Source organism: Nonomuraea zeae, from assembly GCF_005889725.1.
In the GTDB taxonomy this organism is placed as follows: domain Bacteria; phylum Actinomycetota; class Actinomycetes; order Streptosporangiales; family Streptosporangiaceae; genus Nonomuraea; species Nonomuraea zeae.
This window is the reverse complement of the sequence record NZ_VCKX01000017.1, coordinates 75150-88822: the sequence shown is the minus strand read 5'-3', so window position 1 is coordinate 88822 and position 13673 is coordinate 75150. Positions and strand designations below refer to the sequence as shown.

Annotated in this window: 13 protein-coding genes; 5 read left to right on the top strand and 8 right to left on the bottom strand. The window is 67.6% G+C overall.

Annotation, left to right across the window (positions count from 1 at the left end; translation table 11 throughout):
- Positions 1–335 precede the first annotated feature (335 nt).
- From ETD85_RS08475 to rpmH, 8 genes are all read right to left on the bottom strand, one after another.
- Positions 336–1298 carry a ParB/RepB/Spo0J family partition protein gene (locus tag ETD85_RS08475; protein ID WP_138689044.1) on the bottom strand — a complete coding sequence of 321 codons (963 nt, stop codon included), beginning with the start codon at positions 1296–1298 and terminating at the stop codon, positions 336–338.
- Between the two features lie 1059 nt (positions 1299–2357).
- On the bottom strand, positions 2358–3284 hold the full coding sequence (locus ETD85_RS08470; RefSeq protein ID WP_379507059.1) for a ParA family protein: 927 nt from the start codon (positions 3282–3284) through the stop codon (positions 2358–2360).
- A 143-nt stretch (positions 3285–3427) separates the two neighbouring features.
- Positions 3428–4099 carry a 16S rRNA (guanine(527)-N(7))-methyltransferase RsmG gene (gene rsmG, locus ETD85_RS08465; protein ID WP_138689043.1) on the bottom strand — a complete coding sequence of 224 codons (672 nt, stop codon included), beginning with the start codon at positions 4097–4099 and terminating at the stop codon, positions 3428–3430.
- 372 nt (positions 4100–4471) lie between these two features.
- On the bottom strand, positions 4472–4960 hold the full coding sequence (locus ETD85_RS08460; protein WP_138689042.1) for a Jag family protein: 489 nt from the start codon (positions 4958–4960) through the stop codon (positions 4472–4474).
- A gap of 20 nt (positions 4961–4980) precedes the next feature.
- Positions 4981–5931 carry a membrane protein insertase YidC gene (gene yidC, locus ETD85_RS08455; RefSeq protein WP_138689041.1) on the bottom strand — a complete coding sequence of 317 codons (951 nt, stop codon included), beginning with the start codon at positions 5929–5931 and terminating at the stop codon, positions 4981–4983.
- Between the two features lie 4 nt (positions 5932–5935).
- A complete protein-coding gene (yidD, locus tag ETD85_RS08450; RefSeq protein WP_138689060.1) occupies positions 5936–6196 on the bottom strand; it encodes a membrane protein insertion efficiency factor YidD in 261 nt (86 codons plus the stop codon).
- Between the two features lie 17 nt (positions 6197–6213).
- Complete coding sequence (gene rnpA / locus ETD85_RS08445; protein WP_379507058.1) at positions 6214–6555, bottom strand: ribonuclease P protein component; 342 nt, start codon at positions 6553–6555, stop codon at positions 6214–6216.
- Positions 6556–6638: 83 nt separating this feature from the next.
- Positions 6639–6776, bottom strand: a complete 138-nt coding sequence (gene rpmH, locus ETD85_RS08440) for a 50S ribosomal protein L34 (protein WP_138689039.1) — start codon at positions 6774–6776, stop codon at positions 6639–6641.
- A gap of 446 nt (positions 6777–7222) precedes the next feature.
- Here rpmH and dnaA point away from each other — a divergent pair, with 446 nt between their 5' ends.
- The 5 genes from dnaA (at position 7223) to ETD85_RS08415 (ending at position 13321) form a co-directional block, all read left to right on the top strand.
- Complete coding sequence (gene dnaA / locus ETD85_RS08435; RefSeq protein WP_138689038.1) at positions 7223–8803, top strand: chromosomal replication initiator protein DnaA; 1581 nt, start codon at positions 7223–7225, stop codon at positions 8801–8803.
- A 523-nt stretch (positions 8804–9326) separates the two neighbouring features.
- The gene (gene dnaN, locus ETD85_RS08430) at positions 9327–10466 is read left to right on the top strand and encodes a DNA polymerase III subunit beta (RefSeq protein WP_138689037.1); all 1140 of its coding nucleotides are present in this window, start codon (positions 9327–9329) and stop codon (positions 10464–10466) included.
- 46 nt (positions 10467–10512) lie between these two features.
- Positions 10513–11457 (top strand): phosphogluconate dehydrogenase (NAD(+)-dependent, decarboxylating), encoded by a 945-nt coding sequence (gnd, locus tag ETD85_RS08425; RefSeq protein ID WP_138689036.1) that lies wholly within the window; start codon positions 10513–10515, stop codon positions 11455–11457.
- A gap of 129 nt (positions 11458–11586) precedes the next feature.
- Positions 11587–12831, top strand: a complete 1245-nt coding sequence (recF, locus tag ETD85_RS08420; RefSeq protein ID WP_138689035.1) for a DNA replication/repair protein RecF — start codon at positions 11587–11589, stop codon at positions 12829–12831.
- Positions 12821–13321, top strand: a complete 501-nt coding sequence (locus ETD85_RS08415) for a DciA family protein (protein WP_240779029.1) — start codon at positions 12821–12823, stop codon at positions 13319–13321. Before recF ends, ETD85_RS08415 begins: the two co-directional genes overlap by 11 nt.
- The last annotated feature ends 352 nt before the right edge of the window (positions 13322–13673 follow it).

Sequence of the window (13673 nt, the reverse complement as noted above, 5' to 3'; positions counted from 1 at the left end):
ACGCTAGCTTGATTCGCCGACTCGATCCTTTGTGTCGAGGCGGACGGCGCAGTCTGGTGAGTCGGAACCTGGCCCGGACCAAGGGCGGCTTGGCGCGGTCGGTCGAGAACCATCGGGGTACGGGGAATGGGTGGGCCTAGTCAGCCCAACCGGATCGTGGGAGGCGGGTAACCGCATGGGATGCGCCACGGCCGGCATCGAGGGCCACCCATCGGCGCTCGGCGGCGCTCAATGGCGGGCTTGTAGCGCTCGCAGGGATGCAGTGAGACCCTGCGGCTGTTTCACGTGAAACCGAGAATCCAGGCGGTGTTTCACGTGAAACAGCGTCAGTCTGGTCAGTCCTCCGACTCGCGCATCGCCCGGACGGCTTCCGGCGCCATGGTGCCGATGATGCGCTCAAGGTCGTCGATGGTGGCGAACTCGACCACGATGCGCCCCTTCCGCCGCCCAAGGTCCACCTTGACCTTGGTCTCGAAATGGTCCGAGAGGCGGTCGGCGAGGTGGGTCAGCCCGGGCGCCGTCGGCTTGGCCGTCTGCCGTTCGCGCGGCGCCTTCTGCGCAGCCTTGGCGCTGCCCATCGCCACGATCTCTTCCACGGCCCGGACCGAGAGGAGCTCCGCCACAATCCGCTTGGCGAGCTGCATCTGCTCCTCTGGACTGTTGAGACCGAGGAGAGCCCTGGCGTGGCCGGCGCTGATGACTCCGGCGGCCACCGTGCGCTGGACTTCGGGCGGGAGGTTCAGAAGGCGGAGGGTGTTGGTGATGTGGGAGCGGGAGCGACCGACCTTCCGGGCCAACTGATCGTGAGTCGCCTGAAAGTCGTCAAGGAGCTGCTGGTACGCCGCCGCCTCTTCGAGGGCGTTCAGCTGCTCTCGCTGAAGGTTCTCGATCAAGGCGTCACGGAGGAGATCGGTGTCCTGCGTGTTGCGCACGATCGCGGGCACCGGGTCCAGACCGACCTGCTGGCATGCGCGCCAGCGCCGCTCCCCCATGATCAGCTCGTACTGACCGCCACCCACCGAGCGCACCACGATCGGCTGCAGCAGGCCGACTTCGCGGATCGACGCCGCCAGCTCCTCAAGGCGCTCCTCGTCGAACACCTCACGGGGCTGACGCGGATTCGGCACGATCGCGGCTAGAGCGACCTCCTTGAAGTACGCCCCAGCAATCGGCCTCGGGCCCGTTTCCGTCGTTGCACCATTGGCGGGGGAAGCCACCGCCCCCGTGCCGTCAACGATGGGACCGGTCGGAATGAGCGCCCCGAGTCCCTTGCCCAATCCCCGCCGCTGCTGACTCACTGCGTCTCCTCATCCACCCGGTCGAATCCGGTCACTCCAGGAGAGGTTACCGTCGTGAGCCCAACCCGGTGCCCCCTCGCCACACACGGTCCCGTTGGATTTACACCGACACGGTTACAAATCTGCCCAACCTGTGCCTGAGCCCCGAGTTTCGCCCGTTCCGACGAGAGCGCTAGAGCGAGCTAGGACTCCCGGGTGTACGCCCCATCCCATTGGTGGATGTCGCCGGGGTACAGGCGGTGTTGGTAACCGTGGCTGAGGTGGGGGTGGATGTCTCCCTGAGAGTGGCCACGGTCGAGGGTCGATGCAGTCGCCATCTATATCGCCTGTGGTCGGTGTGGCTGGGACCAAAATGGAGGTGTCGCTTTCGGGTGCCGGCGGGAATCGACAACGACTCCCTCGAATGGGCGGATTCAGGCCCGGCCTGATCTGCGTGCCGCATCTCTCCGGGCGCGGAAGCGCGGAAGCACGGTTACTGGAGACGGCCGCGATGCACGGCCTTCAGCCCCAGCGCGACGGCCGATCTCGGTGCGACGTCCTGTCTCGTCCTAACGACTTGTCTCAGGGCGACACCCTGCTCCCGAGCACGCGGTCGCTCCAGACACCCGGTCCCCCACTCGCGACAGTCAGCGCCCTCCACGCGGACGAGGGCCGGCTGGGTGCGGGGGCTGCTGTCCGTCGCGAGGGCGCGGCCCCAGGGTGAGGCTCCGTCAGGTGGTCCCGGCCCGGGCGCAGGATCCCTCCGTCGCCCACCTGAGGTCCGGTCGCCGGCGCCAGGCCGGTCCCCGGCGTCGGGTGGTGGCGTGGGTGCAGATCGGGATTTAACGTGCCGTACGGACCGGTCGAGCGACCGCAGGCCCGTGCGTGCGGCAGGCCGGGACGATCGGGCACATGGTGAAGCGCCGTCGCGCTCAACGCTCGCGACAGCACGCAGTCAGACGCGGAACCGCGACGGTGAACGCGGAACGGCGACGGCAGAGAGGGCGGTGACGGGCATGGACGGCGACAAGCCGGCAGGACGTGCCGCTCACCACTCGCCAGCCCAGAGGCGTGGAGCGGTCAGGCGACGACGGCGCGGTGGGCGATCTCCCGGGCCGCGTCCATGTACGCCATCGCCCCGCTGGACCCCGGGTCGTACGTCATGACCGACTGCCCATAACTCGGCGCCTCCGACAGGCGAACGCTGCGCGGGATCACCGTGTTCAGCACCGTGTCCCCGAAGTGGGCCCGCACCTCGTCCGCCACCTGAGAAGCCAGCCGGGTGCGGCCGTCGTACATCGTCAGGACGATGGTCGAGAGCATCAGCGTCGGATTGAGGTGAGCCTTGATCAGGTCCACGTTCCTGAGGAGCTGCCCGAGCCCCTCCAGCGCGTAGTACTCGCACTGGATCGGGATCATGACCTCGTCCGCGGCCACCAACGCGTTCACGGTCAGCAGGCCGAGGGACGGAGGGCAGTCGATCACGATGTAGTCGAGCTCGATCGCGTCGAACGCCGCCAGCGCGCGGCGAAGGCGCGCCTCCCGCGCCACCAGAGAGACCAGCTCGATCTCCGCGCCCGCCAGGTCGATGGTGGCCGGCGCACAGTAGAGGTTGGGCATCTCCGGCACCTGCTTGACGATGTCAGCCATGGGCAGATCGTCGACAAGGACCTGATAGACGTCCGGCACGTCGCCGCGGTGCTCAGTGGCCAAGGCGGTGGAAGCGTTGCCCTGGGGGTCAAGGTCCACCACAAGGACGCGCTGACCATGCATGGACAGCGCGGCGGCAATGTTCACCGATGTGGTGGTTTTACCCACGCCACCCTTCTGGTTCGCCACTGCGATCACCCTGCACTTGGACGGGCGCGGCCAGGAGCCGTCGCCGTCGCTGGGGGTTTCGCCAGACTGGGCGGCCGTCTGGGTTGCAGATGTTTCACGTGAAACCACTGAGCTGAGCGCCTCTCGTACCAACGGTGAATCACCGGGGTTCAGGGGGGTCTGGGTCACGTTGGCCATCCTTTCAACCAGTGGTGTGCCGGTGCTAGGAATTGACCGCGACACGCCCATTTCGGGCCAGCCAACTCCGGTTGGACTGTCGGACCGACGGCTCTCCGGCCAGCCAAGACCGCATGACGCGACTGGCACAACCGTCACCTCCTTCGTCGCCGCCTAGCTCGCTCCGGCGCGCGACCCGCTACCACCCGAACCAATGTTGCAGGCGGCTCGACCTTACCGCGCCCGACGGTCACAAGCTCAGCCGTTCGGGCTCCGCTGGCGCGCAATTGGGCCTCCGCCTCGGCGAGCTCGCCCGCGGCGCGCTCCCCCTTCATGGCGATCAGCTCGCCGCCCTCGCGCAGCAGCGGCATGGCCCACGTCAGGAGCCGGTCGAGCGGCGCCACCGCGCGGGCGCTGGCGACGTCGAACACCCGCTCGCCCGCCAGCTCCTCCGCCCGGCCGCGCACCACCTCGACGTTGCCCAGCTTGAGCGTCTGGACGCACTCCTCCAGGAACACGGTACGGCGCAGCAGCGGCTCCAGCAGCGTCACCTCGATGTCCTGCCGGACGATCGCCAGGACCAGGCCGGGCAGCCCCGCGCCGGAGCCGATGTCCACCAGCCGTACGTCGGCCGGCACCGCCTCGGCGACGACCGCGCAGTTGAGCAGGTGACGATCCCAGATCCGCGGCACCTCCCGCGGACCCAGCAGCCCGCGGACGACGCCGGGCCCTGCCAGCAGCTCGGCGAACGCGTTCGCGCGATCCCAAGCCTCCCCGGCGAAGACGTCCCGCGCTATGTCCGGCGGCGCCGGAAGCTGATCGCTCACTGGTTGGTGACCCTTTCTTGGTCCTGGTCGTAGGAGGGCGTGGCTGCTGCTCTGGAGCGGACGCCGGCCGAGAGCGATTTCCGGGCCGGGACAAAGGTGAAATCACATTCCATACCCAAGGCTAGAGGTGAGATCACAAGGGAAGACTAGCGGGCTGGCCTGAAAGCGGCCTTTGAGCACGCCGTCCCGAGGTCCGAGCGACCAGGCCGCCGAGCGCGGTGTTTCCGTCCCGGTGAACCTGAGGTCAACAGGCTTGCAAACAGCCGAATAAAAGGACGTACAGCCAGATAGAGGCATCAAAGCGAAACGGCCGCCTGCCACGCGCTTCGGCGGGGCAGACGGCCGGATCGGTGCTTCTACCTGCACAACCGGTCAGACGGGCAGGACCACCACGTACCGCAGGGGCTCTTCGCCCTCGGACTCGCTGCGGAGCCCGGCGGCCGCCACCGCGTCGTGCACGATCTTGCGCTCGAAGGGCGTCATCGGGTGCAGCGACTTCGGCTCGTTCGAGTCCTTGACCTGGTTCGCGATCTCGATGCCCAGCTTGGTCAGCTCGGCCCGGCGGCGCTCGCGGTAGCCGGCCACGTCCAGCATCAGCCTGGAGCGCTCCCCTGTCTGCCGGTGCACGGCCAGCCGGGTCAGCTCCTGCAGCGCCTCCAGGACCTCTCCCGCGGGCCCCACCAGCTCATTGCCCTTGAGCCCCACGACGGAGACCATGGCGCGGTCGCCCTCGACATCCATGTCGATGTCACCGTCGATGTCGGCGATGTCGAGAAGGCCCTCGACGTAGTCGGCAGCGATCTCGCCTTCCTGCTCCAGCGCGCTGAGATCAGGAGCCTTCTCCTGCTCGGCCTCGGTCATGGCCGGCCTCTCCTTCGTGTTCAAGACTTCTTGCTGCCGGTGCGCTTGCTGCGGGACTGGCGGCTTGGCTGCTGCCTAATGATCTTAGGCTCCGGGGGCGGCGGAGGCGCCTGCTCTTCCGGGGTTGTCTTGCGGAACTTGCCGATCAGGCCGGTCTTGGGCGGCACGGGGATGACGTTGCCCTTGGCGTCGTACTGGGGCATCGGGTGGCGGCTGTAGAACCAGTGCTGCTGACCGAGCGTCCACAGGTTGGTGGTGACCCAGTACATGATCAGGCCGAGCGGGAAGTTCAGGCTGAAGAAGGCGAACAGCGGCGAGATGTACATCAGGATCTTCTGCTGCTGCGCCATGGGGTTGTCCGGCATCTGAGCCATGGAGCGGGTGACGCTCTGCCGGACGGTGAGGAACGTCGTGAGCGAGCTGATCGCCACGAAGATGCCCAGCACGATCTTGGTCTGGACGACCGACGCGTCGAAGCCGGCGAGCTGCTCCGACGACATGAAGAAGCTCGCCGGCAGCGGCGCTCCGAAGATGTGCGCGGCCCGGGCGCTGTCGACCAGCTCCTGCGTCATGCCGTACTTGGCATGGCCGTTGGCCATGTTCTGGAGCACGGTGAACATGGAGATGAAGATGGGGAACTGGGCGACGACAGGCAGGCAGCCACCGAGGGGGTTGGCCCCGGCTCCCTGGTAGAGCGCCATGACCTCCTGGTTCATGCGCTGCTTGTCGTTCTTGTAGCGCTTGCGCAGCTCCTGCACCTTGGGGGCGAGCTCCTGCATCTTCCGCGACGAGCGCATCTGCTTCAGGAAGAGCGGGAAGATCAGGATCCGCATGAACACGGTCAGCGTGATGATCGTCAACGCCCAGGTCAGCCCGCTGTCGGGGTTGAGGACCGTGCTGTACCCAGTGTGGATCCAGATGATGACGTGGGCTACGGCTTCATACAGCCAGCTCAGCCAGGACAGCTCCACCGAGCTATCTCCCTTGCGTTTCGTGGGACCGGACCGGGCGTGGGGGCACCGGGTCTATACCTCCGGGATGGAATGGGTGGCACCGCCCGATGCGCCGGACAGTCAGCCATGTGCCGCGCAATGCTCCGTGTACGGCGATCGCCTCGAGCCCATACGCACTGCACGACGGGTAGAAACGGCACCGCGGACCCAGCATCGGGCCGATGAAGGCCCGGTAGAACCGGATCGGGATGATCAGTGCCCGAGCGGCGAGGCTCGGCACCATCCCTTGCGGCTGCTCCGTCATCTGTGTCCGCCCGTCGAGGACTCGCGCCGCCTGAGCAAACGATCCAGCGCGGAATCGAGCTCGGCGGCCAGGTGCTCGAAACGCGCGGACGCGGCCGGTGGATTGGCGCGTACCACCAGCAGGCTACCTCGCGGCAGCCGGTCAAGACGGTCCCGCATCAGGTGTCGGAGGCGCCGCTTGACCTTGTTCCGGGTCACGGCGCCGCCGACGGCCTTGCTCACCACGAAACCAACCAGGGGTTGCTCTTCCCCGGAAATGGTGAAATGCACCACTAGTGTCGGACGACCCGCGCGCTTACCGCGCCTGACGGCCGCCTCGAACTCCTCCCCGCGTCGCATGCGGGATCGATGGGACAGCACCGTATACGCCTAACGCCCGCCGGTGTGATCCACCGGCGGGCCGACAATCTGACGTGGGACGGTCAGGCCGACAGCTTCGCGCGGCCCTTGTGGCGGCGGGCAGCGAGGATGGCGCGACCGGCCCGGGTGCGCATGCGCAGCCGGAAGCCGTGGGTCTTCGCGCGGCGACGGTTGTTCGGCTGGAAAGTACGCTTGCTCACGGGTGGGCTCCAGGCTTGAAGGTGCGTCCAGATGACGCTTAACACACATGGATGGCCTGCCAAGGAAGCGAGGGCACGCGAAATAGCCGTCGCGTGACAAGCCGACCGTCGTACGTTACGGGGCAAGTACCGTCCAGGTCAAACCGGACGGGTTATCCACCTTTCCACAGGTGAGTTTTCCACGGCCCGGCGGGCGTCCACAGATTGTGCACCCAGGTACCACTAGGCTGTGGACAACGCTTGAACACAGCTGTGCACATAGATACTGTCGGCCCTTCTGGACCCACTCAAAGGCTGTGCACAACCTGTGGATCTCCTGTGGAGGCCCTGGGCATGAAGCTCGGCCGCCACGCTGTGGACGAACGGCCGCCGAGCAACTCAGGCGGTCGCGTCATGTGGATAAACGATCGCGGGGGGCCGCGAGAGGGAGGAGGGGGAGCCGCACCATGAACGGTGTCGACCTCGGCACGGTATGGGCGAGGGCCCTGGGCAACTTCCTCAACGAGAACGTGCCCATCCAGCAGCGTACGTGGCTGTCGATGGTGCGGCCGATCGCCCTGGCCAACGACACGATCGTGCTCGGCGTCCCCAACGACTTCCTCAAGGACCTCATCGAGGGCAAGCTGCGCCCCCTCGTGGCGCACGCGCTCTCGCAGGAGCTCGGCCGGACCATGCGGCTGGCGGTGATGATCGACACCACGGCCCCGGAGCAGCCCGTCATCGACGGCCATCAACAGCCTGTGACTCCCAGTTATCCCCAGGGTGTGGAGAGTCAGCTCCGTTATGCACAGCCCGCCCAACCGCAGCACAACCCGGCTTCTGAGCCCCCTCAGTTCTATTCTCCACAGCCCGAGCCGGTTCAGGTATCCACCGAATATCCACAGCCCGGGTTCTCTTTTGAACAGGCGCAGCCGTACACACCGCCTGTGGAAAAAGCGCCGGAGCCGGCCCCCAACCGCTGGGAAGCAAAAAGCAACAAGCCCAGCGAACCCGCGCGTCTCAATCAGAAGTACACATTCGAGACATTCGTCATCGGGGCCAGCAACCGGTTCGCCCATGCGGCGGCCGTCGCGGTGGCCGAATCCCCGGCGAAGGCGTACAACCCGCTCTTCATTTACGGTGACTCCGGGCTGGGGAAGACCCACCTGCTGCACGCGATCGGGCATTACGCCCAAAGCCTGTACGACGGCGCGCGGGTGAGATACGTGAGCTCCGAGGAGTTCACCAACGACTTCATCAACAGCATCCGCGACCACAAGGCCGACGGGTTCCGCGGCCGCTACCGGGCGATCGACATCCTGCTCGTGGACGACATCCAGTTCCTGGAGGGCAAGGAGCAGACGCAGGAGGAGTTCTTCCACACCTTCAACACGCTCCACAACGCCAACAAGCAGATCGTCATCTCCAGCGACCGCGCGCCGAAGCAGCTCATCACGCTGGAGGACCGGCTGCGCAACCGCTTCGAGTGGGGTCTGATCACCGACGTCCAGCCGCCCGAGCTGGAGACCCGCATCGCCATCCTCAGGAAGAAGGCGATCCAGGAGGGCCTGGCCGCGCCGCCCGAGGTGCTCGAATACATCGCCAGCCGCATCTCCACCAACATCCGCGAGCTGGAGGGCGCGCTGATCAGGGTCACCGCGTTCGCCAGCCTCAACAGGCAGGGCGTCGACCTGCAGCTCGCCGAAGTGGTGCTGAAGGACCTGATCACCTCGGACTCCGGGCACGAGATCACGATCGCCACGATCATGGCCCAGACCGCCGAGTACTTCGGGATCAGCATCGACGACCTGTGCGGCAGCTCCCGCAGCCGGGCGCTGGTGAACGCCCGGCAGATCGCCATGTATCTGGTGCGCGAGCTCACCGAGCTGTCGCTGCCGAAGATCGGGCAGCAGTTCGGCGGCCGCGACCACACCACCGTGATGCACGCGGAACGGAAGATCCGCTCGCTCATCGCCGAGCGCAGGTCGATGTACAACCAGGTCAACGAGCTGACAATGCGTATCAAGCAGACATCCCGCGGAGCCTGACCGTCGTGCACAGCCTGTGGAAAACACTGTGGATCTGCGGAAACGCCGAAACGTCGCGGCCGTTCGCCACACAATGCCCGAAAAAATCCCCCACAGCCCCTGGGGATAAGGGTGGGGACATCCTGAGGAGAACCTGGGGACATCCAGTGGATGACTTGTGGACGCCCTGTGCACAGTCGATCGGGGGCTCCAGACTTGGTGCCTTTACCCCGTGGACAACCGGTGGAAACCTCGTGGATAACCCGTGGACGAAGGCACCAAGATCTGGGGACAGCCTGTGTGTGAAGAGTCGTCATCCCCAGGCGGCGAAGTTCTCCCCAGGCGTCACCCACACCCTCAGTGGATGAAAACAGGGGCCCTGAGCAGCGGGAACGCCAGTTGTCCACAGTTCCCACAGCCCCTAGTGTGATGACCTCTTATCTCTCTAACTAAGAAACTCAAGACCCATAGAGGGGTTCTCCCGGAACTCAGGTGCGGGAGAGTGAACACTTGAATCAACGACGAACCCAGGAGGCTGATCACCGTGATGTTCCGAATCGAGCGAGACGTCCTCGCTGAGGCGGTGGCATGGACGGCACGCAGCCTCCCGGCGCGTCCGTCGGTGCCCGTTCTCGCCGGCATGCGCTTGGAGGTCACGGAGAAGCAGCAGCTGAAGCTGTCCGGATTCGACTACGAGGTCTCCGCGGAGGTCACGCTGGAGGTCCACACCGGTGAGGCCGGCGTCGTCCTCGTCTCCGGCAAGCTGCTCGCCGAGATCACCCGCGCGCTTCCCGCACAGCCTGTGGACTTCGTGGTGGAAGGCGCCAAGGCCGTGGTCACGTGCGGCAGCGCCCGGTTCACCCTGCTGACCATGCCTGTGGAGGACTACCCCTCGCTCCCGGCGATGCCGCCGGCCGCCGGGCGGGTGGGCAGCGACGTGTTCGCCTCCGCCGTCGCCCAGGTCGCCGTCGCCGCGGGCCGCGACGACACGCTGCCGATGCTGACCGGCGTACGGATGGAGATCGAGGGCGACACCGTGACCCTCGCCGCCACCGACCGCTACCGGCTGGCCGTACGCGAGCTGAAGTGGCAGCCGGGCCAGCCCGACTTCGCCGCCATCGCGATGATCCCCGGCAAGACGCTCGCCGACACGGCCAAGGCGCTCGGCACCACCGGCGCCGAGGTGGAGATCGCGCTCAGCTCCGCCGGCGGCACCGGCGAGGGCATGATCGGCTTCTCCAGCGCGGGCCGGCGGACCACGACCCGGCTGCTCGACCCCGAGTTCCCCAAATACCGCTCGCTGCTGCCCACGGAGTTCTCCGCCCGCGCGGACTTGTCCACAGGGCCCTTCGTCGAGGCGGTCAAGCGCGTCGCCCTGGTCGCCGAGCGCAACACGCCCGTACGCCTGGCGTTCAAGAGCGGCGAGGTCGTGCTGGAGGCGGGCAGCGGCGACGAGGCGCAGGCCGTCGAGGCACTGCCTGTGGACTACGAGGGCGAGGAGATGAACATCGCCTTCAACCACCAGTTCCTGCTGGAGGGTCTGGGGGCCATCGACTCGGATGTCGCGCGGTTGCAGATGACCACATCGACGAAGCCCGCTATCCTCACCGGTGGCAAGCCTGTGGATGACGGAGCCGCTACCGACTACCGTTACCTGATCATGCCCATCCGCCTGTCAGGCTGATCCTGTCATCGGGGATGATGGAAGTCTGACAAGGGGGTAGGACAATATGCAGATCGGCATGGTCGGACTGGGCAAAATGGGCGGCAACATGGCCGAACGGCTGCGCCGCGGCGGTCATGAGGTCGTCGGTTACGACCGCGACCCGGCTGTCAGCGACGTGGCCAGCCTCAAGGAGCTGGTCGAGCGTCTGCAGCAGCCGCGGGCGATCTGGGTGATGGTCCCCGCGGGCAAGCCCACGCAGACCACGATCGATGACCTCGGCGAGCTGCTCGACCCGGGCGACATCGTCGTCGACGGCGGAAACTCCCACTATGTGGATGACCAGAAGCACGCCGCCGAGCTCGCCCAGAAGGGCATCGGCTTCGTCGACTGCGGCGTCAGCGGCGGTGTCTGGGGCCTCCAGAACGGCTACGCGCTCATGTGCGGCGGCGACCAGCCCGACGTCGAGCGCCTGATGCCCATCTTCGAGACGCTCAAGCCGGAGGGCGAGGACGGCTTCGTCCACGCGGGCGACGTCGGCGCCGGGCACTTCGCGAAGATGGTCCACAACGGCATCGAATACGGGATGATGCAGGCGTTCGCGGAGGGCTGGGAGCTGCTTGAGGCGTCCGACGTCGTCAAGGACGTCAAGGGCTCCTTCAGCAGCTGGCGCACCGGCACGGTGATCCGCTCCTGGCTGCTCGACCTGATGGTCCGGGCACTCGACGACGACGAGCACCTCGATCAGCTCCGCGGTTATGCACAGGACTCCGGCGAGGGCCGGTGGACGGTCCAGGCGGCGGTGGACCACGCGGTCCCGCTGCCGGTCATCACCGCCGCTCTCTACGCGAGGTTCGCCTCGCGCCAGGACGACTCCCCCGCGATGAAGGTCGTCGCCGCGCTGCGCAACCAGTTCGGCGGCCACGCGACCACCTCGACGGAGGGCAGCACGGGCAAGGGCGCCGACTCGCCGGGCGCGGACGTGACCCCGCCGCGCGAAACCGAGCGCTGAGAGCTTTCCCGTTGACGTGACGCCGCCGCGCGGGGCCGAGCGCCGAGAGGTCTCCCGCGGGCGGCACGGTTTTCCACAGACCGCATGCCGGTGACCCCAGTGGCCTCTGTGGCGCACTAACCTCGTGGGGTGCATGTCGCCCACCTCTCGCTGACCGACTTCAGGTCCTACGCGTCCGTGGAGCTCGGCCTGGAGCCGGGCGTCACGGCGTTCGTGGGGCCCAACGGCCAGGGCAAGACCAACCTGGTCGAGGCTCTCGGCTACGTCGCGACGCACTCCAGCCACCGGGTGGCCAGCGACGCGCCGCTCGTGCGGCAGGGCGCCACCCGGGCGATCGTGCGCTGCGCCGTCGACCGGGACGACCGGCGGGCGCTCATCGAGCTGGAGATCAACCCGGGGCGGGCCAACCGCGCCCGGCTCAACCGCTCCCCCATGTCCAGGCCGCGCGACGTCATCGGCCTGCTGCGCACGGTGCTGTTCGCCCCCGAAGACCTGTCCCTGGCCAAGGGCGACCCGTCCGAGCGCCGCCGCTTCCTCGACGATCTGCTGGTGGCCAGGACACCCAGGTTCGCCGGTGTCCGCGCCGACTACGACCGCGTCCTCAAGCAGCGCGGCGCCCTGCTGCGTACGGCCGCGCAGGCCCGCAGGGGCGCCAGGAGCAGCAGGCGCGCCGAGCGCGACAGCGGGTTCGCCGCGGCGGGCGCGGGCGACGTGCTGAGCACCCTGGAGGTGTGGGACGCCCACCTCGCCAGGCACGGCGCGGAGCTGCTGCGGGCCCGGCTGGAGCTGATCGAGGCGCTGCGCCCGCTGGTGGCCGGATCGTACGCCGCGCTGGCGCCGACGAGCGCCGCCGCGACCCTGGCCTACCGCAGCACGTTGTCCACAGGCGAGGGTGCAGGTGGGGATGGTCCGGAGGACGAAGCCGCCGGTGAGCGGGGATCTTTTGATACACAGACGTTATCCACAGACTTGGGGAAAACCCTTGAAGAACGTCTGCGGGAGCGGCTATTGGAGGTCCGCCAGGCCGAGCTGGAGCGGGGCGTCACGCTCGTCGGGCCGCATCGCGACGACCTGATTCTCGGCCTCGGCGATCTGCCCGCCAGAGGTTACGCCAGCCATGGCGAGTCCTGGTCGTTCGCGCTGGCGCTGCGGCTGGCCGCCTACGACCTGCTGCGGGCCGACGGCGGCGATCCCGTGCTGATCCTCGACGACGTGTTCGCCGAGCTCGACAGCCAGCGCAGGCGCCGGCTCGCTGAGATCGTGGCCCCCGCCGAGCAGGTGCTCATCACCGCGGCGGTGCCGGACGACGTGCCGGGTGAGCTGGCCGGAGCCAGGTTCGACGTCGCAGAAGGGAGCGCGACCCGTGTCCGTTGACGACAATCCCACGGCCAGGGGGGCGGCCATGGCCAGGGAGAAGCTCGCCCAGGCCAAGGCCGACGCGGCCAAGCGGGGCCAGCTCCCCCGGCGCGAGCCCAGGCGCAAGGCCGCGGGGCCGCGCCGGGAGGCCGGCGATCCACAGCTTTTCGGACGGGCGATCTCGGATCTGCTGGCGGACCGGGGGTGGGAGCGCTCGGCGGCCGTGGGCGGGGTGTTCGGCCGCTGGATCGACATCGTGGGCCCTGATCTGGCCGCGCACACCAAGCCCGAGTCGTTCGAGGACGGGGAGGTGCTGATCGCGGCCGACTCCACGGCTTGGGCGACGCAGGTGCGGCTGCTCGCGCGCACCCTCGTACGCCGGCTCAACGAGGAGCTCGGCGACGGCACCGTCACGAAGGTCAAGGTCAGAGGGCCGCAGAACGCACCGCGACCCACCGGGGGTTTGCGGGTGACCGGAAGTCGGGGCCCCGGCGACACTTATGGGTAGCCACGTCCAGCGGCCACCCGCGGCCGGCGATTGCGCCGCTCCGGGCAGCCCCTGATTAGTGCCTGTCCGGAGCAGACGCCTGCACCTCTCCGGTTGGGCGCGAAGAGCGATCAGATTGCCGCAGACGCGATAAGCCCCCTTTCCGGAGGGGGGATGCTTGCCAGGGGGCAAAACGAGCTAGGGAGCATCACAGGCGCGTTCATTGCCACCTTGGGCCTCCGGAAGCGGTAGAATGAAAAAGGATTCCGGACACGTCCGCTTGCGTGTCACCCCGGCAGCAAGCCGACTCCCCCGGGTGACCGCGCATCGGGGCACTCACGACGGTGACGGGCACGGCAGGGGCAGCTTTGGC

Bases quoted from the DNA above. Each gene is read 5' to 3' on its own strand.
- ETD85_RS08460 (WP_138689042.1), bottom strand. From the start codon at position 4,960: ATGACCGAGGCCGAGCAGGAGAAGGCTCCTGATCTCAGCGCGCTGGAG.
- yidD (WP_138689060.1), bottom strand. From the start codon at position 6,196: ATGGTGCCGAGCCTCGCCGCTCGGGCACTGATCATCCCGATCCGGTTC.
- rnpA (WP_379507058.1), bottom strand. From the start codon at position 6,555: ATGCGACGCGGGGAGGAGTTCGAGGCGGCCGTCAGGCGCGGTAAGCGC.
- dnaA (WP_138689038.1), top strand. From the start codon at position 7,223: ATGAACGGTGTCGACCTCGGCACGGTATGGGCGAGGGCCCTGGGCAAC.
- gnd (WP_138689036.1), top strand. From the start codon at position 10,513: ATGCAGATCGGCATGGTCGGACTGGGCAAAATGGGCGGCAACATGGCC.